Origin of the sequence: Halalkalicoccus tibetensis (assembly GCF_037996645.1) — an archaeon.
Classification (GTDB): domain Archaea; phylum Halobacteriota; class Halobacteria; order Halobacteriales; family Halalkalicoccaceae; genus Halalkalicoccus; species Halalkalicoccus tibetensis.
In genome coordinates, this window is the sequence record NZ_JBBMXV010000004.1 from 393,646 (window position 1) to 416,818 (window position 23,173).

Sequence of the window (23,173 nt, forward strand, 5' to 3'; positions counted from 1 at the left end):
CGCTACTTCGGGTCCGACCGCGATCGTTCGAGCAGCCCCGTCATGTAGCCGATGGCGAACAGTCGACCCTTCGTCTCGTAGCCGGGCTTGGTGTTCTGTTCGCCGGCCATCGTCGGGACGTGGTCCGGGCGCATCGGCCCCTCGAAGCCGACCTCCCGATAGGCCCGCATCGCCGCGAGCATGTCGGTCGGGCCGTCGTCGTGCCAGGTCTCGACGAAGCTATCGGCCGTCCCCTCGACGTCGCGGAAGTGGACGAAATTGATCCTCTCGCCGAAGTGGCGGATCGTCTCGGGGACGTCGACGCCCATCGCCGCGAAGTTGCCCTGACAGAAGGTCACGCCGTTGTGCTCGCTGTCGACGACGTCGAGCACCCGCTCGTAGGCCTCGACGCCGTTGACGATCCGCGGGATCCCCCGGACCGACTCGCGCGGCGGGTCGTCGGGGTGGAGCCCGAGCTTGACGCCGGCCTCCTCGGCGACGGGGACCACCTCCCGGAGGAAGTGCTCGAGGTTCCCCCAGAGCTCCTCGCGGGTGACATCGATGCCCTCCGGCGGGGGGCCGTCGCCCGTCTTCGCGGCGTCGAACGCGGTGGTCAGCGACCCGCCGCGGGCCTCGACGTGGACGTCGGTTCGCGCCCATCGGATCCCGCCCATCCAGTCGTAACAGACGACGGGGATCCCGAGGCGACCGGCGTCCCGGAGGAACCGCTTGAACGCCGCGATCTCCTCGTCGCGTCCCTCGAGGCCGAACCGCGTGACGTCAGTAAGGGGAACGCTGCCCTCGACGACGTCGAGGTCGATCCCCGCGCCCTCGAACCAGTTCTTCAGCCTCGATAGCTCGTCGTAGCTCCAGAACCGCTTTCCATCGCCGATCTCGAGCGAGTGGAGCACCGCGCTGGTGACTCCCATCTGTTTCGCCAGCTCCCACCGCCGATCAGGCTCCGGCGGGAGGACGAGCGATAGTTCGACCATGCCACCAGGATCGGTTCGTGCCGGCTTAGTACGTTTGCTTCCTCCCGAAGCGATCGGCGAGGAGGATATCGGAGACGCCAGCAGTGCCGGCCGTATCGGCCCGAAAGAACGACCACGATCTCACGACCGTCGGCCGTTCGGGACGGGAGAACGCAAACGGATCGTCGGAAACGGGCCCTCTCCGGATCCACCTCCAACGAACGCCGTTCTCCGTCGTTACTGGCGTACCCACGTAACGACGAGGGCCGGGGCTCGGGAGTGCGGACGAGCAGCACGAACGGCCGCTCGCCCGCCGGAGGTCGACGGGATCCGCGGTGGGAAGCGGGTGGATCGCGGCGTTACTCCCGGCCGGCGGCCGCCTCGAACCCCGCGCTCGCCTCGCGCCAGGCGGCGATCAGCGCGTCGTCGTCCTCGCTGTCCCACGGCTCGATTTTTCCGTTCGCCTCGAGCCACTCGACGGTCCGGCGAACCCCCTCCTCGAAGGGGATCGTGTACTCGAAGTCCAGATCCCGCCGTGCCTTCGCGTTGTCGAAGACGGTGCTGTACCGGAAGTGATCCTCGAGCATCCCCGTTCGGTCGGGGACGGCGGCGACGAGCTGCTCGGTCGGGACGTGGACGAGCTCCGGGTCGGGCGCGTCGAGCGCGCGGGCGACCCGGCGGTGGTACTGGTTCCAGCTGATGACCTCCTCGCTGGTGACGTGGTAGGCCTCGCCGTAGGCGGCGGGGTTGCCGACGGCGTTCACGAACGCCCGGGCGACGTCCTCGCGGTGGCAGGGCCCCCACAGCGAGGAGCCGTCGCCGTGGACGACGATCGGCTTTCCCTTTCTGATGCGATCTATGTAGTAGGTCCCGGTCCCGAGCGTGTGGAGCACGGGCCCGCCCTCGCCGTAGGTGCTCCAGGGTCGGATGACCGTGCTCTCGAAGGCCTCGCCGTGGGCCTCGAGGAGGACGTCCTCGGCGGCGGCCTTCCTCGCGCCGTACTCGCTGACCGCGGGCTCGCGGGCGGCGTTCTCCGTAACGGGATTTCGCTCGGGCGGGCGATGGTAGACGTCGACCGTCGAGCAGAAGACGTACTGCTCGATCGCGCCCTCGAACGCCGAGACCGCCTCCTCGGCCTGCTCGGGGGTGAAACAGACCATGTCGATCACGCAGTCAGCGTCGAGCGCTTGGAGCTCCCGGAGCCGGTCGCGGTCGTTGCGGTCGCCGTGGACGAACTCGACGGAGTCGGGAACGTCGGCGTCGGACTCGCCGCGGGTGAAACAGACGACGCTATGGCCCGCGGCGACGAGCTCCCGGGTGATCGCCGTGCTGATGAGCCCCGTCCCGCCGATGATGAGTACGCGCATGGCTCGGAGGTCGCGCTCGACCGGTATAACTCGGCGGGTCGGAGTTCGTGAGGGCGCTCAGTCCTCGTCCTCGACCGGTTCGGGCGAGAGCGCGCCCGAGTCGACCATCGCCTCGAGCGGGTTGTCGGCGACGTCGAGCGGGAGATCGACCCGGCCGCGCCGGCGAACCGACTCGTAGCCGCCGAAGAGGATCTCGGCGGTGTTGAGACCGATCCGGCCGCTCAGGCCCGACTCCTCGCCGGTCTCCAGGCTCTCGATCACGGCGGCGACCGATCGGTTCTGGAACAGTGAGCCGAAGCGTCCCTCCTCGGTGCCGGCCATATGCATGTCCTCGCCAGCGACGTCGACCGGCTCGCGGCTCCCCCCGCGTTCGAGCTCGAGCATCGGGCCGTCCTCGACGTCGATCTGGATCGCGCCCTCGGTCCCCCGCAGCAGGAACGCGGCGTCGATCAGGCCGCTTCCGGCTCCCGTCGAGAGGACGCCATGAACGCCGTTGCCGTAGCGCCACTGGGCGAACATCTGGTTCTCCTGGTGGGCGCCGAAGCGGACGTCCTCCTCGCGGTAGTCCAGTTGGGCGATGACCCACTCGGCGGGCCGGTCGTCGTTGAACATCCCCGCGAGGTCGACGGTGTGGGCGCCCAGATCGTAGAAGTCGCCCCAGCCGATCGTCACGCGCTCGAGCTCGCCGATCTCGCCGGCATCGAGGAGGCGTTTGGCCTCGGTGAAGGGGCGGGCGAACCGGCGCTGACGGTTGAAGGTGAGCTGGACGCCGTGGCGCCAGCAGGTCTGGACGAGCCGCTGGGCGCTCTCCCAGGTGTGGGCGATCGGCTTCTCGCAGTGGATCGCCCCCACGCCGGCGCGGGCGCAGCCGACGACGACCGGCTCGTGGATCGCGGGCGGGACGGCCACGCTGACGACGTCGGGCTCGGCGCCCGCGAGCATCGCCTCGAACCCCTCGTAGATCCCCTCGTCGTCGATCCCGAACTCCTCGGCGAACGCCCGGGCGTTCTCCGGGACGACGTCGGCACACGCGACGATCCGACACTGGTCGTGCTCCCGATACGCCTCGGCGTGCCGATAGCCCATCGCGAACCCCTCGACGGTCGGGTTCGCCGGGTCCGGGCCGGTTCCGATGATAGCGATATCGTACTGGCTCATTCGCTGGAGGGACCATCGGGCAACCCCGAGATATGGTTTTCGGTCGTGACACACGTACATTGATATACTCCGGCCGGCAGTAGAGGGGTATGCATCGCGCACTCGTCGCCGTCGACGGCACCGAACGCGACCGCGAGCTGCTGAGCGAGGCGGCCGACTACGCCGCCGGGACGGACGCGGAACTCCTGCTTCTGGTGACGGTCCCCGAGGAGACGATCGAGGCCAACAGCGAGACGATCGACCGGATCGCCGAGGTCGAACACACCTCCTACAGCTCCGATACCGTGCTCGCGTCGGTCGAGAACCCGGTCCGCGAGACCGCCGAGGCGGTGATCGGGAACGGAGTCGACTACGAGATCCGAACGGGGGTGACCGACGAACGGGTCGACGCGATCCTCCAGGTCGCCGAGGAGGCCGGTTGCGATCACCTGTTCATGCTGGGCCGGCGCCGTTCGCCGACCGGCAAGGCGGTCTTCGGCGACGAGACCCAGCGCGCGATCCTGAACTTCGAGGGCTACGTCACCGTCTCGTTCGATTAACGGAACGGATCGAGGGTCTCGGCGCCGTACGAGAGCGATTCGTGGGGGTCGGCCGGCTCGTCGTGTTCGTATATGTACCACTCGACGCCCGCCGACCGGGCGGCCTCGGCGCAGGCCTCGAGATCGAGGTCGCCCTCGCCGAGCTCGGTCGGGGAGGCCGACGCCGCGTCGGCGTCCGCGAAGTGGACGTGCGAGATCCGCTCGCCGTAGCGATCGAGGAGGGCGACCGGATCCGCGCCGCCGGCGTTCGCCCAGCCCAGATCGAGCTCGAAGCCGATCGACCCGTCGGTTCGTTCGAGCAGCTCGTCCATCGCGCTGTGTCCGCCACAGTCGACGAACTCCTGGTCGTGGTTGTGGTAGTGCAGCGTGAAACCGTCGTCTGCGAGCCGCCCCGCGACGTCGTTTAGGCGTTCCGCGATCTCGGCGACGGCCGCCTCGCTCTCGAAGTGCGGGGGGTCGAGCCACGGGACGACGAGGTCCTCCGCGCCCAGTTCGTCGTAGAGCGCCGTCGTCTCCCCGTAGTCGTCCTCGAGCGCGTCGAGGCCGACGTGGGCCGCGGCGACCTCCAAGCCCGTCCCCTCGAGGGTCGCGAGGACTTCGTTCGTGTCGGCCCCGGCCACCCGGTGGGCGAACTCGACGCCGTCGAGGGACGTCTCGGCGACCGATTCGAGGACGGCCGGGAGGGGGTCGTCGATCCCGCGGAGCGTGTACAGCTGGACGGCGGTCCGTGCCATACCCTGACTCCCACGGCGAGCCACGGTAAAGCTGTCGCGTCGCGACCGGGACCCGCCACTCGAAAGTCATTTGTCGCTGTGTCGACGCCATCGGGTATGGCATCCACGCGCGCACACCACGTCGGCGTGACGGTCGCGGACCTCGAAGGAGCCGTCGAGTTCTACCGGGACGTCCTCGGGCTCGACGTGCTGGATCGGTTCACGGTCTCCGGGGAGGCGTTCGCGTCGGCGGTCGGCGTCGAGGGGGCGACCGGGGAGTTCGTCCATCTCGACGCCGACGGCGCTCGGATAGAACTGATCGAATACGAGCCCGAGGGCGAGGAGCGAACGGTCCCGAGCGTGAACCAGCCGGGCGCGACCCACGTCGGGCTCGCCGTCTCGGACCTCGACGGGTTCCACAAGTCGCTCCCCGACGGCGTCGGGACCCTGAGCGAACCCCGAACGACGGACACCGGATCCCGGATCCTGTTCGTCCGCGACCCCGAGGACAACCTCGTCGAGCTCATCGAAGCCTGACCGAAGCCGGCGATCGGCCAACCGCCACCGGTAGTTTCATGGTGTAAGGCCGTCAGATCACGTCGAGAGCTGCTGCTCGGGGATCAGTCGTCTCGGGCCTGAAGGGAGGGAGCGTTCGGTCGTTACCACGCCATCGGCAAGCGGCCGGGCTCGACCTACTGGCCACGACCCTCGCGGAAACCACGGGACGACCGAAGGACTCATCGAAGCGAAGCGAGAACGCCTCCTCGAGCTCGAATGACCGAACTCGTCGACTACGACCTGTACGAAGTACCGCCGCGGTGGCTCTTCCTCCGCCTCGAGACCAGCGACGGCCTGGTCGGCTGGGGCGAACCCGTCGTCGAGGGTCGCGCCAAGACCGTCCGCGCGGCCGTCGAGGAGCTGCTCGATAGCTACCTGCTCGGCGAGGACCCCTCGCGGATCGAGGACCACTGGCAGACGATGTACCGCGGCGGGTTCTACAGGGGTGGTCCGATCCTCATGAGCGCGATCGCCGGGATCGACCAGGCGCTCTGGGACATCAAGGGCAAGCGCTTCGGCGCGCCGGTCCACGAACTGCTGGGCGGCCGCGCCCGTGATCGAATCAGGGTCTATCAGTGGATCGGCGGCGACCGACCTGGCGAAGTCGGCGAAGCCGCGGCGGAAAAGGTCTCGGAGGGCTTTACGGGCCTGAAGATGAACGCGACCAGCGAGCTCCGGCGGGTCGACACCCCCGCCGCGGTCCGGGAGGCCGAGGAGCGCCTCGGCGAGGTCCGCGAGGCGGTCGGCCCCGAGATCGACATCGGGGTCGACTTCCACGGGCGGGTCACCAAGCCGATGGCCAAACGGCTCGCGGCGGCGCTCGAGCCTTACGAGCCGATGTTCATCGAGGAGCCCGTCCTCCCCGAGCACAACGACGCCCTGCCGGCGATCGCCGCCCACACGTCGATCCCGATCGCGACGGGTGAGAGGATGTTCTCGCGGTGGGACTTCAAGGAGGTCTTCGAGGACGGCAGCGTCGACGTCATCCAGCCCGACCTCTCGCACGCCGGCGGGATCACCGAGGTCAAGAAGATCGCCGACATGGCCGAGGCCTACGACGTGGCGCTTGCCCCGCACTGTCCGCTGGGCCCGATCGCGCTCGCCTCCTGCGTCCAGATCGACGCCTGCTCGCCGAACGCGCTGATCCAGGAACAGAGCCTCGACATCCACTACAACCGGGGCGGCGACGTCCTCGATTATCTGGCCGACCCGGGCGTCTTCGAGTACGAGGAGGGCTACGTCGACGTGCCCTCGGCTCCCGGGCTGGGGATCGAGCTCAACGAGGAGTACATCGAGGAGCAGGCCGAGGGGTCCGTCGACTGGCACAACCCCGTCTGGCGCCACGACGACGGCAGCGTCGCGGAGTGGTGAGAACGGGACGGTCCGGAAGACCGCTCGTGATCGATGCGGGTGCCGTGACGATCGACACTCGACGCTGCCGTACGTTTAATATCCACTAGCTCCGAAGGGCGAGTAATGGCTAGCGAAGGGCGTACCCGAGGAAAGGTCGGGCGGGTCATCGAGAAGTACGGTCTCGACGGGTTCGGCGCGGAGCTCGAGGCCCGCTGGACCGGCGAGGGCGACCAGCAGTACAGCCTCCGGGCGCTCGCGGACCTGTTCAACCGGCGCGTTCTCGAGGCGGCGATGAGCGAGGCCGGCGTACGCTCGCTCGAAGGGGAGGTCGAGAACCGGTACCGGCTGCTCACCGACGACGACGTCAGCGCGGGGATGCGCGAACAGACCCGCCGGGAGCTCGACCGAGCCGGGGTCGACGTCGAGGCGGTCGAGTCCGACTTCGTCTCCCACCAGTCGATCTACACCTACCTGACCGAGCACCGTGAGGCGACCCACCCCTCGAGCGTCGAGCGCACCCCGGAGGAACGGCGCGAGCGCGAACTCGACAAGATCGGGGCGCTCATCACCCGAACGAGCGCCGTCACCCGTGACTCGATCGACCGCCTGGCCGGCGGTGATGCGCTGTCGGGCGGGATCTCCGACGTCTTCGTCGACGTTCAGGTGACCTGCGAGGCCTGTGGTCAGTCGATGTCGGCGACGGCGTTCCTGGAGAACGGCGGCTGCTCGTGTCGGGACTGAGGTTTACGGGAGTACGATCGTAATGAGGATCCCCGATGGTATATGAGGGCTCTCCTCACGCGAACCGCGGGACGTACCCGTCGCCGCGTCGCTGCCCGAGGCCGCCGCTACACTCGACGAGGAGCACCTGCGACGTACCGGACACACGGAAGTAGTTGGACTACAGCTCCTCTCGAAGGAGTCGCCTGACGTGGCCCGTCGAGTACTCGACGCCGTACTCGCGTTCGAGATGTCGGCGAACGAGATCGGGCGTCCATCCGGCGGCTTCGTAGCCGAACTCGGCCGGCTGGGCGTCGAGATCCGCGTTCAGCCCGTCGCGGGCGTCCTCGTCCAGTTTCGGCGGTCGGCCGGGCCGCGGTTCGTCGGCGAGCGCCCCATCGATCCCGCGCTCCTCGAACCGGTCGAGCCAGTAGTAGAGCGTCGAGCGCGGGATCCCGTACCGGTCGCTCAGCCGGTCGACGGGTTCGCCGTCCTCGTAGGCGAGCGCGACCATCAGACGCCGGACCGCCTTGTGGTCGGTGGCGTCGGCAAGCGCCGCCCGGAGGTCTGCGGCCGCGATCCCGTCGAGTTTCCCCATGACCGACCATCGGGATCCAATTAGTTATGTCTATCGAGTGGGGAATCTGGTCTTACTCGTCGGCCGGGCCGACCGGCTCGCCGTCTTCCCAGACGTAGAAGCCCTCGCCGGTTTTCTTTCCGAGCTTGCCCGCCCGGACTTTTCGTTTGAGGATCCGGGGCGGGTGAAAGCGCTCGCCGAGCTCCTCGTGGAGGGCTTCGAGGATGTCGAGGCGGGCGTCGAGTCCGACGACGTCGGTGAGCTCGAGCGGGCCCACGGGGTGGTTGTAGCCCAGCTCCATCGCCCGGTCGATCGCCCGTGGGCTCGCAACGCCCTGCTCGACCATCCGCATCGCCTCGACCCCGATCGCGACGCCCAGCCGCGAGGTCGCGAACCCGGGCGTGTCGCGGACGGCGATGGTCTCCTTTCCCAGTCCCTCGACGAACCCCTCGGCGAACTCGACGGTGGCGTCGTCGGTCTGCTCGGCGACTACCACCTCGACGAGATCCATCAGGTGGACTGGGTTGAAGAAATGCAGTCCGATCGCCCTGCCAGGGGTCTCGAGCGCGCTCGCGATCCCCGTCAGCGACAGCGAGGAGGTGTTCGAGGCGATGACCGCCCCGTCGGTGACGCGCTCGGCGTCGGCGACCGTCTCCCGTTTGAGCTCCATCTCCTCGGGGACGGCCTCGATCACGAGCTCGGCGCCCGCGAGGTCCGCGAGATCGGTCGTCCCTGTGATCCGATCGAGCGCCGCCGCGCGTTCCTCGGGTGCGACTGTCCCGCGGTCGACCCCCTCCCGAAGGGTCTCCCCGATCGATTCGATCCCCCGTTCGACGTACGGGGGCTCGACGTCACGGATCGTCACCTCGTGGCCGGCCGTCGCGCTCGCCCCCGCGATCCCGCGCCCCATCGTCCCCGCGCCCAGCACTGCGACCTCCATGGGAAGGCGCGTGCACGGCGGGGAGTTAACCGTTCGGGACCGGCTCGCTGGTCCCTGTTGTTATATGTGTGTTGATATGTATGGCGCCGATCCCCTCAAGGGATGCCCCTTTAACACACACCAATTGAACTCTATATCGCTATACGAAATATCCGTCAGGGCCGTAGCTCGCAGACCTCGATGCCGACGGCGTCGAACTCGTCCATCGCGGCGATCCGGCTCGGGACCTCGTCGAGGGGAACCGTCCGGGTGACGAGTTCGGCGGGGTCGATCGCGCCGCTCGCGACGAAGTCGAGGAGTTCGTCGTACCGGGTCGGCGGCATCCCCCGCGAGCCGAGGAAGTCGACCTCGCGGCCGACCATCGAGTCGGTCGGCAACGGGACCTCGCCGCGTTCGGCACCGGTCGTCAGCCCCATCTGGAGGTGTTGGCCGAGGCTCGCGAGACAGTCGACGGAGTTCCGGCAGGTCTCGGCGATCCCCAGCGCGTCGATAGAGACGTCGGCGCCCCCGTCCGTTCGCTCGCGGATCGCTTTCGAAACGTCCCCCTCGCCGTCGACCGTCGCGTGGGCGCCGAGCTCGACCGCCTTCTCCAGGGCCGCCTCGCGGATGTCGACGGCGATCACGCGCGCGCCGAGCGCGCCCGCGATCTGGACCGCCGAGAGGCCGACGCCGCCACAGCCGTGGACCGCGACCCAGTCGCCGGGGGTGAGGTCGGCGCGGTGGGCCAGTCCGTGGTAGGCGGTCATGTACCGACAGCCCAGCGCCGCGGTCGCCGTCGCCGAGAGCCCGTCGGGGAGCGTCGTGAGGTTGTAGTCGGCGTGGGGCACCGCGACCCGGTCGGCGAACGCGCCCTGTCCGGCGGGCTCGAACCCGAGGCCGATCCCGTTCTCGCAGACGTTGCCGTGGCCGTTCCGACAGCGCGGGCAGGTGCCGTCGCCGAGGCTGAACGGGACCGCGACCCGGTCGCCCTCCCGGAGGGTCTCGACGCGCTCGCCGACCTCGACGATGGTGCCGGCGGGCTCGTGACCGAGGATCTGGCCCTCGGGGGGGACGTCGTCGACCCAGTCGCCGTGGCCCTTCCAGGCGTGCCAGTCGCTTCGACAGATCCCGCAGGCCTCGACGTCGACGACCACCCCATCGGGGTCGGGGTCGGGCACTGGAACGTCTCTCACCGCGAGCGGCTCTCCATGCGTTTCGAGGACGACTGCGCGCATGTCCCCTCCAACGGCCCCGGGTCATACCAACACACCGGTCGTCGGGCCAACGGTTTTGCTTTCGGAGGTGGTATGTGAACTATGCCCACTATCGAGTACGAGGGCGAGCGGATCGACTGCGAGGCGGGCGACGAGCTTCGCGAGGCGCTGCTCGAAGCCGACCGCTCACCGCACAACGGGGCGTCGAACTACGCGAACTGCGGCGGCCGGGCGGTCTGTGGGACCTGTGCGGTCGAGGTCCGCGGACCGGTCAGCGAGATGGGCGAGGACGAACGCTCGCGGCTCTCGAAGTGGCCCCACGACCTCGAGTCGGGGCTCCGGCTTGCCTGCCAGACCCGCGTCGAGGGCGATATCGAGGTGGAAAAACACGGCGGGTTCTGGGGGCAGAAGGGCGACCGGTGACCGTCAGTGGTCCTCGGTCGGGAACCACGCGAGGTCGTGGGTGGCGGCGAGCTCGACGCCCACGGGCGCCTCGAGCTCGACGCGCTCGGCGTGGTTGTGCATCGCCTCGACGACGTCGCCGTTCTCCAGTTCCACCCGGTAGAGGACGGTGGGGCCGAGATAGCGCCGGTAGGTCACCCGGCCGTCGACCCGTCCCTCCTCGGCGGGGCGGATGAGCACGTCGTCGGGACGGACGAGCACGTCGATCTCGGCGCGGTCGTACTCGGGGGCGAGCCCGTGGATCCGGTCGCGGCCGACCCGGCCGAGCGGGGTCTCGACGATGTCGTCGACGACCGACGCCGAGAGGAAGCTCGCGTGGCCCAGAAAGCCCGCGACGAAGCGCGATTCGGGGTGTTGAAAGACCTCCTCTGGGCGCCCGACCTGCATCAGCTGTCCGTCGTTCATCACGGCGACGCGATCCGAGATCGACATCGCCTCCTCCTGGTCGTGGGTCACCGAGACCCCCGTCACGCCGGCCTCCTTAAGGATCCGGCGTACCTCCTCGCGCATCTCGACGCGCAGATCGACGTCGAGGTTCGAGAAGGGCTCGTCGAGCAGGAGGATCTCGGGCTCGGGCGCGAGCGAGCGCGCGAGCGCGACGCGCTGTTTCTGCCCGCCCGAGAGTTCGTCGGGCGTGCTCGCCGCGTGGTCGGCGAGCCCCACCAGCTCGAGCAGTTCCTCGACGCGGGCCTCGCGGGCCTCGTCGTCCCAGTCGTCGAGCCCGAACGCGACGTTCTCGGCGGCGCTCATGTGGGGGAAGAGCGCGAAGTCCTGGAAGACGACGCCGACGTCGCGGCGCTCGGGTGCGACGAACGAGCGCTCGTCGCCGGCGGCGACCCGCTCCCCGCCGACCCGGATCGACCCGCCGTCGGGTCGTTCGAGCCCCGCGATCAGGCGCAGGGTCGTCGTCTTCCCGCAGCCCGAGGGGCCGAGCAGCGTCAGCAGCTCGCCCTCGCGGACCGGGAGCGAGAGCTCCTCGACGGCACACTCGCTTCCGAAGCTCTTCGTGACGCCGTCGAGTTCGAGGACGGCCTCCGCCGTCGACTGCTGGCCTCGCTCGTCTGCGGGCCGGGTCGTCTCGGTCGTCTCGCGTCGGTCGATGTAGTCGTTTCTGGCGGACATGGTTCTCATCCCCTCGTCTCACACCGGTCCTCGGGGTCCGAGCCGAAACACGAGGGGGCGGCTCGGTTCGGGCGGCGATATCGGGGGGCGCGGAGACGGTCGATGGTGGGTGGCGTCGCGGTCCCGTCGCTGGCCGTTCGTTCCTGTGGCGGCCATCCGCGGCCGTTTCCCGTCCCCCCGAGTCGGTGCGTACCCACGGTCGGTTCGTGGGACGGTTTGACCGGGAGGGATTTAGGCTTTCCTAAACCGATTCGGACCGGGCGATCACCGACTCAGCCGACGCCGTAGCCCTCCTGGCGCAGCAAGACGACCATCGTCAGCCCGGAGATGAGGACGAGCAGCAGGGCCGGGACCGCCGCGTAGCGGTACGCGAGGGCGTTCTGGGCGCCCCAGATGACGATGACCAGCGTGTCCATCCCGATGGGCTGGAGCATCAGCGTCATCGGCAGCTCCTTCATCGTCGTCAGGAAGACGAGGATCCCGCCGGCGATCACGCCCGGCAGGATCAGCGGCAGCGTGACCCGGCGGAACGTCTCGAGGGGACCGGCGTTGAGCGTGCGGGCGGCCTCAAGGGTCGCGGTGTCGACCTGCAGCACCGACGAGCGGACGGTGCCGACCGCCTGCGGGAGGAAGCGCACGACATAGGCGAAGACGAGCAGCCAGACGCCCTGTCTGTAGAACGAGGGCAGCGTGCGCGTGCCCAGGAAGACGAGCGCGAGGCCGATGACGACCCCCGGGACGGCGAAGCCGACGTAGGTCGCCCGCTCGAGCACCCGCGCGACCAGCGAGTTCGACCGCCCGGAGTAGTAGGCGACCGGCAGGGCGAACGCACAGGCGACCAGCGCGGCCAGGAGGGCGAGGTAGACCGAGTTGGCGGCGAACTCCGCCTGGAACTCCAGTGCGGGGATGGGGTCGCCGACGCTGCGGACCAGCCAGTTCGTGAAGATCGCGACCGGGACGACGAGCGTGACGATCCCGATCAGCGAGACGAAGCCCATCGCCGGCCACTTCCAGGCCCCGAGCCGGATGGCGCCGCCCGCGCCCGTGGCGCCGCTCGCGTCCTCGTCGCTGCCGATGCCCGCCTCGATGACGAGGACGACGGCGACGATCGCGATCAGCTGCAGGGCGAGCAGCGCGGCGTACTCGACGGCGAAGCCGCTGAACTCCCAGTAGATCGTGCTCGTGAAGACGCCGGCCCCCATGAACGCCGGCGTGCCGAAGTCGGAGATCGCATAGAGGCCGGCCAGCAGCGCGCCGGCGGCGATACCCGGCCTGATCTGCGGGAGCGTGACCCGGCGAAAGGCGTCGAGACGCCCGGCGTTGAGCGTGCGGGCGGCGTCGACGAGCGAGCTGTCCATCGACAGCAGGGCCGCCCGGGTCGTGAGGAAGACGTACGGGTAGGTATAGAGGGTGATGATGAACGTCGCCCCCCGCAGCCCGTCGACGCGCGGGATCGTCATCCCGAACAGCGAGTCGATCTGCCCGCCCGAGCCGAACATCGAGACGAACGCGATCGCGCCGATGTAGCTCGGGATGACCAGCGGGAGCGCGGCGACGACGGTCCAGAAGCGCGGATAGGGGAGGTCCGTCCGCGTGGTGAGCACGGCGAGCGGGACGCCGAGCAGGATCGAAAACAGGGTGACCGCGAGCATCAGGAGGACGCTGTTGAGCGTGATCGTCGCCGTCTGCGAGGAGACGATCAGCCCGTAGGCGCGCGCCGGATCGACCGTCGAGGCGCGCCAGAGCAGCCAGAACATCGGGGAGATCACGAGAAAGGCGATGACGGCGCTGATCGCCGCCAGGGCGAGCGCCGAGCGATCGGTCTCGCCGAGTCGCTCCCCGAGCGACTCGAACCGCCCGTCGCTGTCGAAGTAGGTCGTGATCGGTTTCATCGCCTCTCGCGTAACCCCCGTCCTGGTCCCAACTGCGCAACCCGTCTGTTTGTGCCTGTTGGTTCGGCTCTAACGGACGGCCTCAAGCGACGGAGGAGCCGACAGGAACGTCGTACCGTGGTTTTCGGTCGCCGTCAGACCGTCATCCCCTCCTCGTCGAGGAGGTTCTGTGCCTCCTGGAGGTCCATGTCGAAGTCGCTGAGGTCGAACTCCGGCGGGTTGATCTCCTCGAGGTCGGGCAGCTCGCCGACGTAGTCGACGCCCTCGACGACGGGGTACTCGCCGTTGGCCTCCATCATGAACTCCTGGCCCTCCGCCGCGAGCAGGTGGCGGACGAACTCCGCGACCAGCTCGGGGTCCTCTAGATCGTTCAGGACGCCGACGCCCGCGACGCTGAACAGGCAGCCGGCGTCGTTCTCGGTGAACGCCAGGTCGATCGGCGCGTCGGGGTCCTCGTTGAGGATGCGGGCGGCGTAGTAGCTGTTGCCCAGCGCGACGATCGGGTCGTCGTCGCCCCCGCGGTTGACGGCTTCCGCCTGGTCGGAGCCGCCCTCGAAGAGCTGGACGTCCTGTTCCTCGACCATCGCACGCACCCACTCGCGGGTCTCCTCCTCGCCCTCGAGCTCGACCATCGCCTGGATGAACCCGCGGAAGGTGCCCGAGTTCGGTCTGGTAGCGATGACCCCCTGGAAGCGCTCGTCGGTCGCGTACTCCATGATGTCCGTCGGGAAGTCCTCGGCGTCGCCCTCCCAGCGCTCGGTGTTGAACTGGATCGAGCGGGTCCGGCCGGTCACGCCGGTCCAGACCCCGTCGGGGTGGCGGTAGCTCTCGGGAACGGCGTCGACGAGGTCTCCCGGCAGCTCCTGAAGGAGCCCCTCCCCTTCGAGCGCGTTCAGCGCGCCGGGGTCCTGGGAGTAGAACAGGTCGGCCGGCGTGGCCTCGCCCTCCTCGATGAGCTGGTTGACCTGGACGTCGTTGTCGGCGTAGTTCCGGCTGACGGTGAACCCCTCGTACTCGTCCTCCAGGGCCTCGAAGGCCGCGTCGATCTGGTCGGGCGTTCGGCCCGAGTAGATCGTGAGCTCGCCCTCGAGGTCGCCGAGGTCGTCCCAGGAGACCGCCGTCGAGTCAACCGGCTCGCCCAGCGGCTCGGCCTCCGCGAGCGCCCCGGCCGCGCCGTCTCCGTTCCCGCCGTCGGCGCCCTCCCCGTCGCCGTTCTCGTCGTCCGTACAGCCCGCGAGGGCGGCCGTGCCGAACAGTGTCGCCCCCGTGTAGCCGAGGAACCGTCGTCGATCCACCATAGCGTCGGATGCCTGATCTGCCATATCTGATTTAGGCCGACCTAAAACACAAGTAGTTTCCGGTTTCGACGGCCGGGAACGAGGATAGTCGAGGGACGGAACCCGGACCTCGTGCAGTCTTTTTAGGCCTTCCTAAAGTATTTGGCGATGGCTCTCGATCCGCTGGGGACGTCTGAAACCATTGAGAACCATACAACGGTATCTGAGGGTAAGACTTATCCCGTCGGAGGGCGTTGGTTCGGGTAGATGACGAACGACGCCGACGCTACGTGGTGGCCGCCCGCGATGTTCGCGGATCAGATGCAGGAGGCCAGCGAAGAGGCCGTCGAACAGCAGCAGAAGCTGTTCTCGCAGTGGCTGTCGGGGATGAACGCGACCGGACCGCAGTCGATGGGCGGGCTGTCCCAGCTCTCAGCGATGAGCATGGGCGCGGCGACGTTCAAGACGCGCGTCCAGAGCGGCGGCCGGATCTCGATCCCCGACGCGGAACGAGAGGCGCTCGGAATCGACGAGGGCGACATCGTTCAGACGATCGTCATCCCCCTCAACGCGACCAACGGAGACACTTCCAACGATGACTGACACATTCATGAACCCGATGTTCGACGCACAGCGCACGATGATCAACCAGAGCAACGAGCTGTTCAAGCAGGGGCTGAAGCTCCAGCACGACGCCTTCGAGGCCTACCGCGACACCTTCGACGTCCAGGAGTCGACCCAGCGCCGCAACGTCGAGGCGACCCAGCGGGCGGTCGACGCCTACTTCGAGGCCCTCGAGGACGCCGGCGCCGACGCCATGGGCGTCCGGGAGGTCCACGAGGCCGTCGACGAGCAGTTCGCGATGTTCCTCGACCTCCACGAGCAGTCGTGGGACAACCTCGAGCAGCTCGCCGAGGAGAACGCCGAGACCTACGACACGTTCGTCTCGCAGCTCGAGTCGATGGCCGACGACTCGACCGGAATGGCCGTCGAGGCCAGCCAGCAGGCCGAGGAGCAGACCGAGATCGCGGTCGAGTCCACCGAGGACGCGCTCGAGCAGTAAGCAGAGACCTACCTTTTTGGTAGCGGATCACACAGCATATATCATGACAGATACGGAACCCCCGATGGCGGACCCCGAACAGTGGAACGAATTCATGCAGTCGATGAACCAGCAGTTCGCCGAGTCCCTCGAGCAGAACGTCGAGGCCCAGGCCTCGTTCGTCGAGTCCTGGGTCGAGGCCGTCGAGGAGTCGACCGACCCCCAGCAGTTCGAGGAGGGCGCCGAGGGCTACGCGAACGCCTACACCACCTGGATGGACGCCTCCCAGCGCGCCTACGAACGATCGATGGACCTCGCCTCGGGCGAGGACGTTCAACCGGAGGAGTTCCGTGACATCTGGCTGAGCGCCGCCAACGAGGCGTTCAAGGACGTCACCGACACGACGGCCTTCGCCGCCGCGACCGGGAAGACCGTCGAGGAGGCCCTCGAGTACCGCCAGGAGATCGACGAGATGGCCGACGAGACGCTCCACAACCTCGGTTTCGCGACGAAGAACGACGTTCAGGAGGTCGGCGAGCGCCTGATCGAGCTCGAACGGCGCCAGCACGCCGTCGAGAAGAAGCTCGATACCGTCATCGAGCACCTCGAAGGCGGGGACGAGGAATGACCAGCAGTCCCTTCACGGTGGGGTTCGACCTCTACCGCCAGGGCTGGGAGCGGGCCGCCGAGACGATCGAGAAGGGCACCGACTCGCCCGAGCAGCTCGAACGGATGGCCGAAGTAGAGGTGGGCCAGACGCCGAGCGAGGTCGTCTACACCGAGAACAAGCTCGAGCTGCTGTACTACGAGTCCCAGGCCGAGGAGACCCACGACGTCCCGATCCTGATCGTCTACGCGCTGATCAACAAGCCGTACATCCTCGACCTCCAGCCCGATCGCAGCGTCATCCGAAACCTGCTCGAGAACGGGTTCGACGTCTACATGATCGACTGGAACGAGCCCTCGACGATGGACGCGGCGCTCACCCTCGAGGACTACGTCGATCGATACACCGACAACTGCGTCGACGTCGTCCGCGAGCGCTCGGGCCAGGACGCGATCAACGTGCTCGGCTACTGCATGGGCGGGACGATGAGCGTGATGTACGCCGCGCTCCACCCCGAGAAGGTCCGGAATTTAGGGTTGATGGCCGCGGGGCTGTGCTTCACGGGAACCGGCGGCGTCCTCGAACAGTGGGGCGACGAGGAGTACTACTCGCCCGAGGCGGTCACCGACGCCTTCGGCAACGTCCCCGCGGACTTCCTCGACATCGGCTTCGCGACCATGGACCCCGTCCAGAACTTCCTCACGAAGTACGTCCAGCTCTACGACAACATCGAGGACGAGGAGTTCGTCGAGAACTTCGCGCGCATGGAGCAGTGGATCGGCGACGGGATCGACGTCGCGGGCGCGGCCTACGAGCAGTTCCTGACCGACATCTACCAGGAGAACAAGCTCGCCGAGAACGAGTTCTATCTGGGCGAGAAGCACGTCGACCTCTCGGAGGTCGACATGCCGCTGCTCCAGATCGTCGGCGAGTACGACCACCTGATCCCGCCGGAGGCGAGCAAACCGTTCAACGAGCTCGCCGCCAGCGAGGACACCGAGGTCATGGAGTTCCCGACGGGCCACATCGGCCTGTCGGTCTCCTCGAAGTCCCACGCCGAGCTCTGGCCGAGCGTCTGTGAGTGGTACGCCGAGCGCTCGGGAACGGACGAGTCCGACGAGCCCGACGCCGAGCCGATCACGGAGCCCGACGAGCCCGACGCCGCCCTCGCGGAGGACGTCGCGGGCGACGAGGCCGGCACCGACGAGGAGCACGCGGTCGACGAGCCCGACGGCGCAGAAGCGGCGACGCCCGACGGCACGACCGCCGACGAGGGCGACGTCGACGCGGGGACCGACGACACGGAGATCGACGTCTCCAGCGGCGCGGACGGCGACCTCGAGACGATCTCCGGCATCGGCCCCACCTTCGCCGAGCGCCTCCGTGACGCGGGGGTCCCGGACGTCGGGGCGCTGGCCGAGGCCGAGCCCGCCGAGATCGCGGACCGCATCGACGTCTCCTCCGACCAGCTGGTCGAGGGCTGGGTCGACGAGGCGGCCGACCGCACCGGGAACTGAACCGGCTTCGACCCGGACGTCGCGCCCACAGCCCCTGCGGGACAACACTTAGGAGGTGACGGTAACATATCACACATCGGAGCGGGCCGTCCGTCTCCGGATTCACCATGACACTCGAGGATCGTACCTGTCTGATCACGGGATCATCGAGGGGTATCGGGCGCGGAATCGCCGAGGAGCTGGCGAGCGAGGGGGCTGACGTCGCGATCAACTACCGGGCCTCGGCGGGCGCGGCCGAGGAGGTCGTCGACGGGATCCAGACCGCGGGCGGATCGGCCATAGCGACCCAGGCCGACGTCACCGACGAGGCCGAGGTCGCTGCGATGCACGAGGAGGTCGAGGACCGGTTCGGCTCCGTCGACGTCCTCGTGAACAACGCCGGCATCAACGTCGACACGCTGTTCTCGGAGATGACCCGCGCCGAGTGGGACCGCGTCATCGAGGTCGACCTCACGGGCGCGTTCGTCTGCACCAAGGAGTTCTTCGACGACATCGCCGACGCCGACGAGGGCCGGCTCATCAACATCTCCTCGATCGTCGGCAAGCAGGGCAACCTCGGGCAGGCGAACTACGCCGCCGCCAAGAGCGGAATGTTCGGTCTCACCCGGACGCTCGCGCTCGAGCTCGCCGACAGCGGCTCGACGGCCAACTGCGTCGCGCCCGGCTTCACCGCGACCGAGATGGTCGAGGGGATCCCCGAACGGGTACGCGAGAAGATCCAGTCGGAGATCCCGCTGGGTCGCTTCGCCACCGTCGAGGAGATCGCCTCCACCGTCGCGTTCGTCGCGAGCCCCCCCGCCTCCTACATCACCGGCGAGGTCATCGACGTCAACGGCGGGATGGACCTCTGACCCGTCGAGACGGTTCTTTCAGTTTCACCGCTGTTGATCTCCCGGCACGGTCCTTGGATAAATTGTGAACTAGTTGTTTCTCGTTTAGCGGGAATCGTCTCGCCGGTATATCACCTTCGCCGGCCAACGATCACCTGTAAGAGGTGCAAAACGATGGCCACAACGACCCGACACGAGACGCGCTTCGAGAACCGGACGGCCGAAGAACCCGTGAGCTGGACGGCAGGTGCCGCGCTCGGGCTCCGGCTGGTGATGGGGCTGGTGTTCCTGACCGCCGGGCTCGGGAAGCTCCTCGGGGAGTTCTCGGCGGCGGGCTATCTGGCGAACGTCGACCCGACGAGCCCGCTTGCGGGCGTCTACGGCGCGATGGCCGAGATCCCCGCGCTGGTCGCCGTGATCGACGTCGCGATCCCGTGGGGCCAGCTCCTGATCGGGCTCGGTCTGCTCGTGGGTGGACTCGTCCGTCTGGCGGCGTTCTTCGGGGGCCTCCAGATGGTCGCGTTCTACTTCGGCAACTGGGAGATGGCGGGCGCCTACGAGGTCCTCACCGGCTTCGCCACCTCGGATCTGGTCTATCTGATCGTCTTCCTCGCGATCGGCGCGCTGGCGGCCGGTCGGGTCTACGGGCTCGACGCGGTCCTTGAGCGCTACGAGGTCGACGGCGAACCCCTGGTCGAACGCCACCCGCGCCTGCGGTACGTCCTCGGGTGACCGGGGACGTCCTCGGCGTCGGAACGAAGCCACACGAATTATATCACTCATCGATAAACGTAACCCGAATGGTCCGGAACTCGTTCGCCGACCCGAAGCCCCCCGGGGTCGACACCGTCCTCAAGGCGCTCTACGACGAGGACTGTCGAACGATCGTCCGGCATCTGGAGGAACCGATGACCGCAAGCGAGATCTCCGAACGCTGTGACATCCCTCTCTCGACGACCTACCGGAAGCTCGAGGCGCTGACCGAGGCGACGCTGCTCGAGGAGCTGACCGAGATCCGCTCGGACGGCCGCCACACCGCCCGCTATCGGCTCCGCTTCGAGGAGGTGTTGCTCACCCTCGCCGAGGAGCGGGAGCTCGATATGGCGATCGTCCGCCCCTCGCGAACCACTGATGAACGGCTCGCGGACCTCTGGTCCGAGGTCCGCAAGGGGGTCTGAGATGGTCCACGAGACCGCCCCCGAGTGGGTGACGATCGCGCTGATCGTGGTGAAGACGCTGGTCGCGGTCGTCGGCGGCCTGGTGACCTACTTCGCGTTCAAGGCCTACCGACGGACCGGAAGCCGTCCGCTCGGGCTGCTGGCCGGCGGGTTCGGGCTCGTCGTGCTGGGCTCCGTGCTCGGCGGGACCGCCTACGAGCTGCTCGGCGTCTGGCTCGCGCTGGGCGTGGTCATCGAGGGGCTGTTCGTCCTCGCGGGCTTCTGTCTGATCGCCTACTCGCTGAAGGCCCAGTGAACGGGTCACGACAACACAGCACATAAATCCCTGCCGCGTGAGTGGGGGCTATGGAACGCGTAGCGATCATCGGCGCGTCGATGACCCAGTTCGGAAAGCGGGAGGGGTGGCTCAGCGACCTCCTCGCCGAGGCCGCGCTCGACTGTCTCGACGACGCGAACGTGGAACCGAGCGAGCTCGAGCACCTCTACACCTCGAACATGGCGAGCGGGGAGTTCGAGGGACAGACGGGCATCATGAACATGCTGGCCCACGATCTCGGGGCGATGCCCGCCTACACCCAGCGCATCGACCAGACGAGCTCGAGCGGGGCCGCGGGTGCGTACGCCGCCTGGCAGTCGGTCGCGAGCGGGGCGAGCGATCTCACCCTTCTGGTGGGCGGCGAGAAGATGACCCACCGCTCGACGGGCGAGTCGACCGACGTGATCGCCTCGATCACCCACCCAGTCGAGTACAAACACGGCGTGACGCTGCCCTCGTTCGCGGGGCTCACCGCCCGGCTCTACCTCGACACGTACGACGCTCCCCGCGAGAGCCTCGGGAAGGTCGCCGTGAAGAACCACAAGAACGGCGTCGATAACCCCCACGCGCAGTTCCAGAAGGAGGTAAGCCTAGAGGAGGTACTGGAGTCGCCGATCGTGGCCGATCCCCTCAGGCTCTATGACTTCTGTCCGATCACCGACGGCTCGGGGGCGCTGCTCATGTGTCCCGAGTCGAAGGCCGAGGAGTACACCGACGACTACGTGCTGCTCACGGGCATCGCGGGCGCGACCGACACCCAGGTCGTCCACGAGCGCGACGACCCGACCGTGATGGGCGGGGTCGTCGAGAGCAGCCGCGAGGCCTACGAGATGAGCGGTCGGGATCCCGACGACATCGACGTGGCCGAGCTCCACGACATGTTCACGATCCTCGAGTTCCTCCAGAGCGAGGACTTGGGCTTCTTCGAGAAGGGCGAGGGCTGGAAGGCCGTCGAGGAGGGCGTTACCGACAGGGACGGCGAGCTACCGATCAACACCTCGGGCGGCCTCAAGTCGAAGGGCCACCCGCTGGGTGCGAGCGGCGTCGCACAGATCTACGAGATATACCAGCAGATCCGCGGCGAGGCGGGTCCCCGACAGGTCGAGGCCGACGTCGGCCTCGCGTGTAACGTCGGTGGCTTTGGTAACTGCGTCCTCACCGCGATCATGGAGGGTCCACAATGACACTGAAAGCAACCAAGTACGACGACGGCACGATCACGTACCCCGGACACCCGGTGGGGCCGGAGGGCGGCGAACCGGAAGAGGAGATCGACCTGAGCGAGGAGACCGCGACGGTGATCACCTGGACCACCTCGCAGGCGACGCCGCCGGGCGTGCGCCAACCGAACCACCTGGCGATCGTCGAGCTCGACGTGGAGGACCAACCGGTCAGGGTCCTCGGCCAGCTCACGACCGACGAGATCGAAATCGGCGACGAGGTCCGGCCGACCTACGTCGAGGAGCTGCGCGAACCCGGCGCGGGGATCCGAGAGCCCGAGAGTCAGGACTGGGACGGCTATCGGTTCGAACCGACCCGGTAAGGAGTCCCCGACCGGTCGGTTCGAACCGAACGGAGAGCCGGTTCGCCCGGCGTCGCTTCGCTTTCTCGGGTGGCCGCCGCCCGGCTATCCCCGGCCCCGTCACATACCGAAAACACAATATCCCGTCTAGATATAATTATCTACCCAGGAAAATCTTATTCGTACGATATACGATTCTACGCCGTCGCATGGATATTGAAAGGCGAGACTTTCTGAAAGCAATGGGCGGAGTGGCGGCGGCGATGGCCGGTACCGGCGCGGCATCGGCGAACGTCGGCGGCTCCTCCGAGGTCGACGTCGGCCTCGGGTTCGTCGAGAAGGCGGACGTCATCACCAACGAGCAGATCCTCGACGTTCTGGAGTACATCCAGGGCGCCTCGGACCGAGAGGTCGAGATCTCCTGTCCGGGGACCTCGAAACAGGGCCGGCCGATCTGGGAGGCGATCGTCGGCGACGGCGACACGTCCGTGATCGTTCACGCCGAACAGCACGCCGACGAGGTGCTGCTCACGGAGGGGGTGCTGGCGGGCCTGCACCACCTCGCGGTCGGCGAGAGCGAGGCGGCCGAGCGGGTGCTCGATAACGTGGCGCTGCACCTGTTCCCGCGGCTCAACCCCGACGGCCACGTCCAGCGCACGCGGGTCAACCACGATCCGGACGCACCCGAGGACGACCCCGACGCGGACATCGACGCCGACGGGACGGGCATCTTCGCCGTCGAGGGCCAGGGCTGGGACTCGAACCGGTATCACTTCTTCGACTGGGAGGAGAGCCCGCTCTACGAGAACTTCCCCGAGGAGTACCCCGAGAACCCGGTCCCCGAGACCCAGCTCCTGATCGACCGCTCGAAGGAGATCGACAACGAGTGGATCCTCGACTTCCACAACAAACAGAGCCCGCTGACGGAGTACCCCGAGAACGAGTCCGTCTCGGCCTCGACGTTCTGGCCGATCGCCGAGGGGGTGCCCGACGACGCCCAGGAGCTCTCCCAGCAGATGTGTATCGCGATCCACGAGCACCTGGAGGACGTGATGGACGACGACCTCGTCCACGTCTCGCAGTACCCCGGCGGCACCTACCGCGGGATCGGGCGCAACGGCCACGGGCTCGCCGGCCGCGGGAGCGTGCTGTTCGAGAACGCCGGCGGGACCCTCGGCGACAGCGAGTTCCGCTCCCGGCAGATCTTCGAGGCGATGCTGGTCGTCCTCGCTCGAACCGCCGACGGATCGCTCTACGGGATCGACCGCGAGCGCGCGGACGCCGAGATCCCGTCCGACTGGGACTTCGAGGACCAGGTCCGGATGTAACCGCGTCGGCCC

The 23,173-nt window shown here is 68.0% G+C and carries 26 protein-coding genes; 16 read left to right on the forward strand and 10 right to left on the reverse strand.

Translation table 11 applies throughout. The annotated features are described in order from the left end of the window. Positions 1 to 2 precede the first annotated feature (2 nt). From WOA58_RS14855 to WOA58_RS14865, 3 genes are all read right to left on the reverse strand, one after another. Positions 3 to 971 (reverse strand): mannonate dehydratase, encoded by a 969-nt coding sequence (locus tag WOA58_RS14855; RefSeq protein WP_340605050.1) that lies wholly within the window; start codon positions 969 to 971, stop codon positions 3 to 5. Between the two features lie 338 nt (positions 972 to 1,309). Next, entirely contained in the window at positions 1,310 to 2,317 is a 1,008-nt protein-coding gene (locus WOA58_RS14860; protein WP_340605051.1) for an NAD-dependent epimerase/dehydratase family protein, read from the reverse strand. Positions 2,318 to 2,374: 57 nt separating this feature from the next. Further along, a complete protein-coding gene (locus WOA58_RS14865; protein WP_340605052.1) occupies positions 2,375 to 3,475 on the reverse strand; it encodes a Gfo/Idh/MocA family protein in 1,101 nt (366 codons plus the stop codon). Between the two features lie 89 nt (positions 3,476 to 3,564). Between WOA58_RS14865 and WOA58_RS14870 the strand changes: the two genes are divergently transcribed. Then, the gene (locus tag WOA58_RS14870; RefSeq protein ID WP_340605053.1) at positions 3,565 to 4,014 is read left to right on the forward strand and encodes a universal stress protein; all 450 of its coding nucleotides are present in this window, start codon (positions 3,565 to 3,567) and stop codon (positions 4,012 to 4,014) included. Here the strand turns inward: WOA58_RS14870 and WOA58_RS14875 are convergent. Then, positions 4,011 to 4,748 (reverse strand): sugar phosphate isomerase/epimerase family protein, encoded by a 738-nt coding sequence (locus tag WOA58_RS14875; protein WP_340605054.1) that lies wholly within the window; start codon positions 4,746 to 4,748, stop codon positions 4,011 to 4,013. The genes WOA58_RS14870 and WOA58_RS14875 overlap by 4 nt on opposite strands. 96 nt (positions 4,749 to 4,844) lie before the next feature. Here WOA58_RS14875 and WOA58_RS14880 point away from each other — a divergent pair, with 96 nt between their 5' ends. From WOA58_RS14880 to rdfA, 3 genes are all read left to right on the forward strand, one after another. Then, positions 4,845 to 5,264 (forward strand): VOC family protein, encoded by a 420-nt coding sequence (locus WOA58_RS14880; RefSeq protein ID WP_340605055.1) that lies wholly within the window; start codon positions 4,845 to 4,847, stop codon positions 5,262 to 5,264. Positions 5,265 to 5,501: 237 nt separating this feature from the next. Continuing rightward, positions 5,502 to 6,656: a galactonate dehydratase gene (gene dgoD / locus WOA58_RS14885; RefSeq protein WP_340605056.1), complete on the forward strand. Its 1,155-nt coding sequence runs from the start codon at positions 5,502 to 5,504 to the stop codon at positions 6,654 to 6,656. 105 nt (positions 6,657 to 6,761) lie between these two features. Continuing rightward, entirely contained in the window at positions 6,762 to 7,379 is a 618-nt protein-coding gene (gene rdfA, locus WOA58_RS14890) for a rod-determining factor RdfA (protein ID WP_340605057.1), read from the forward strand. Between the two features lie 160 nt (positions 7,380 to 7,539). Here the strand turns inward: rdfA and WOA58_RS14895 are convergent, their stop codons facing one another. The 3 genes from WOA58_RS14895 to WOA58_RS14905 form a co-directional block, all read right to left on the reverse strand. Then, positions 7,540 to 7,956 carry a helix-turn-helix domain-containing protein gene (locus WOA58_RS14895; protein WP_340605058.1) on the reverse strand — a complete coding sequence of 139 codons (417 nt, stop codon included), beginning with the start codon at positions 7,954 to 7,956 and terminating at the stop codon, positions 7,540 to 7,542. 52 nt (positions 7,957 to 8,008) lie between these two features. Continuing rightward, positions 8,009 to 8,875 carry a 3-hydroxyacyl-CoA dehydrogenase family protein gene (locus WOA58_RS14900; RefSeq protein WP_340605059.1) on the reverse strand — a complete coding sequence of 289 codons (867 nt, stop codon included), beginning with the start codon at positions 8,873 to 8,875 and terminating at the stop codon, positions 8,009 to 8,011. A 155-nt stretch (positions 8,876 to 9,030) separates the two neighbouring features. Continuing rightward, positions 9,031 to 10,089, reverse strand: coding sequence for a zinc-binding dehydrogenase (locus tag WOA58_RS14905; RefSeq protein ID WP_340605060.1), 1,059 nt, complete (start codon positions 10,087 to 10,089; stop codon positions 9,031 to 9,033). A gap of 81 nt (positions 10,090 to 10,170) precedes the next feature. On the opposite strand from WOA58_RS14905, the gene WOA58_RS14910 reads away from it, so the two are divergent. Then, positions 10,171 to 10,491, forward strand: a complete 321-nt coding sequence (locus WOA58_RS14910) for a 2Fe-2S iron-sulfur cluster-binding protein (RefSeq protein ID WP_340605061.1) — start codon at positions 10,171 to 10,173, stop codon at positions 10,489 to 10,491. A 3-nt stretch (positions 10,492 to 10,494) separates the two neighbouring features. On the opposite strand, the gene WOA58_RS14915 is transcribed toward WOA58_RS14910, so the two are convergent. From WOA58_RS14915 to WOA58_RS14925, 3 genes are all read right to left on the reverse strand, one after another. After that, complete coding sequence (locus WOA58_RS14915; protein WP_340605062.1) at positions 10,495 to 11,652, reverse strand: ABC transporter ATP-binding protein; 1,158 nt, start codon at positions 11,650 to 11,652, stop codon at positions 10,495 to 10,497. Positions 11,653 to 11,924: 272 nt separating this feature from the next. Next, the gene (locus WOA58_RS14920) at positions 11,925 to 13,544 is read right to left on the reverse strand and encodes an ABC transporter permease (RefSeq protein WP_340605063.1); all 1,620 of its coding nucleotides are present in this window, start codon (positions 13,542 to 13,544) and stop codon (positions 11,925 to 11,927) included. A 134-nt stretch (positions 13,545 to 13,678) separates the two neighbouring features. Further along, a complete protein-coding gene (locus WOA58_RS14925; protein ID WP_340605064.1) occupies positions 13,679 to 14,866 on the reverse strand; it encodes an extracellular solute-binding protein in 1,188 nt (395 codons plus the stop codon). A 222-nt stretch (positions 14,867 to 15,088) separates the two neighbouring features. Between WOA58_RS14925 and WOA58_RS14930 the strand changes: the two genes are divergently transcribed. The 11 genes from WOA58_RS14930 (at position 15,089) to WOA58_RS14980 (ending at position 23,161) form a co-directional block, all read left to right on the forward strand. Then, positions 15,089 to 15,424, forward strand: a complete 336-nt coding sequence (locus tag WOA58_RS14930; RefSeq protein WP_340605065.1) for an AbrB/MazE/SpoVT family DNA-binding domain-containing protein — start codon at positions 15,089 to 15,091, stop codon at positions 15,422 to 15,424. Next, on the forward strand, positions 15,417 to 15,884 hold the full coding sequence (locus WOA58_RS14935; RefSeq protein ID WP_340605066.1) for a hypothetical protein: 468 nt from the start codon (positions 15,417 to 15,419) through the stop codon (positions 15,882 to 15,884). Before WOA58_RS14930 ends, WOA58_RS14935 begins: the two co-directional genes overlap by 8 nt. 43 nt (positions 15,885 to 15,927) lie before the next feature. Further along, complete coding sequence (locus tag WOA58_RS14940; RefSeq protein ID WP_340605067.1) at positions 15,928 to 16,491, forward strand: poly(R)-hydroxyalkanoic acid synthase subunit PhaE; 564 nt, start codon at positions 15,928 to 15,930, stop codon at positions 16,489 to 16,491. Next, positions 16,488 to 17,987: a class III poly(R)-hydroxyalkanoic acid synthase subunit PhaC gene (gene phaC / locus WOA58_RS14945; RefSeq protein WP_340605068.1), complete on the forward strand. Its 1,500-nt coding sequence runs from the start codon at positions 16,488 to 16,490 to the stop codon at positions 17,985 to 17,987. The genes WOA58_RS14940 and phaC overlap by 4 nt, the downstream gene beginning before the upstream one ends. 107 nt (positions 17,988 to 18,094) lie before the next feature. Next, a complete protein-coding gene (locus WOA58_RS14950; RefSeq protein WP_340605069.1) occupies positions 18,095 to 18,838 on the forward strand; it encodes a beta-ketoacyl-ACP reductase in 744 nt (247 codons plus the stop codon). Between the two features lie 153 nt (positions 18,839 to 18,991). Next, on the forward strand, positions 18,992 to 19,549 hold the full coding sequence (locus WOA58_RS14955; RefSeq protein ID WP_340605070.1) for a DoxX family membrane protein: 558 nt from the start codon (positions 18,992 to 18,994) through the stop codon (positions 19,547 to 19,549). Between the two features lie 68 nt (positions 19,550 to 19,617). Continuing rightward, positions 19,618 to 19,995 carry a helix-turn-helix domain-containing protein gene (locus WOA58_RS14960; protein WP_340605071.1) on the forward strand — a complete coding sequence of 126 codons (378 nt, stop codon included), beginning with the start codon at positions 19,618 to 19,620 and terminating at the stop codon, positions 19,993 to 19,995. A 1-nt stretch (position 19,996) separates the two neighbouring features. After that, positions 19,997 to 20,290, forward strand: a complete 294-nt coding sequence (locus WOA58_RS14965; protein WP_340605072.1) for a DUF7521 family protein — start codon at positions 19,997 to 19,999, stop codon at positions 20,288 to 20,290. A 50-nt stretch (positions 20,291 to 20,340) separates the two neighbouring features. Further along, the gene (locus WOA58_RS14970; RefSeq protein WP_340605073.1) at positions 20,341 to 21,495 is read left to right on the forward strand and encodes a thiolase family protein; all 1,155 of its coding nucleotides are present in this window, start codon (positions 20,341 to 20,343) and stop codon (positions 21,493 to 21,495) included. Next, complete coding sequence (locus WOA58_RS14975) at positions 21,492 to 21,854, forward strand: OB-fold domain-containing protein (protein ID WP_340605074.1); 363 nt, start codon at positions 21,492 to 21,494, stop codon at positions 21,852 to 21,854. The genes WOA58_RS14970 and WOA58_RS14975 overlap by 4 nt, the downstream gene beginning before the upstream one ends. 188 nt (positions 21,855 to 22,042) lie before the next feature. Next, complete coding sequence (locus WOA58_RS14980) at positions 22,043 to 23,161, forward strand: M14 family zinc carboxypeptidase (protein ID WP_340605075.1); 1,119 nt, start codon at positions 22,043 to 22,045, stop codon at positions 23,159 to 23,161. Positions 23,162 to 23,173: the final 12 nt, after the last annotated feature.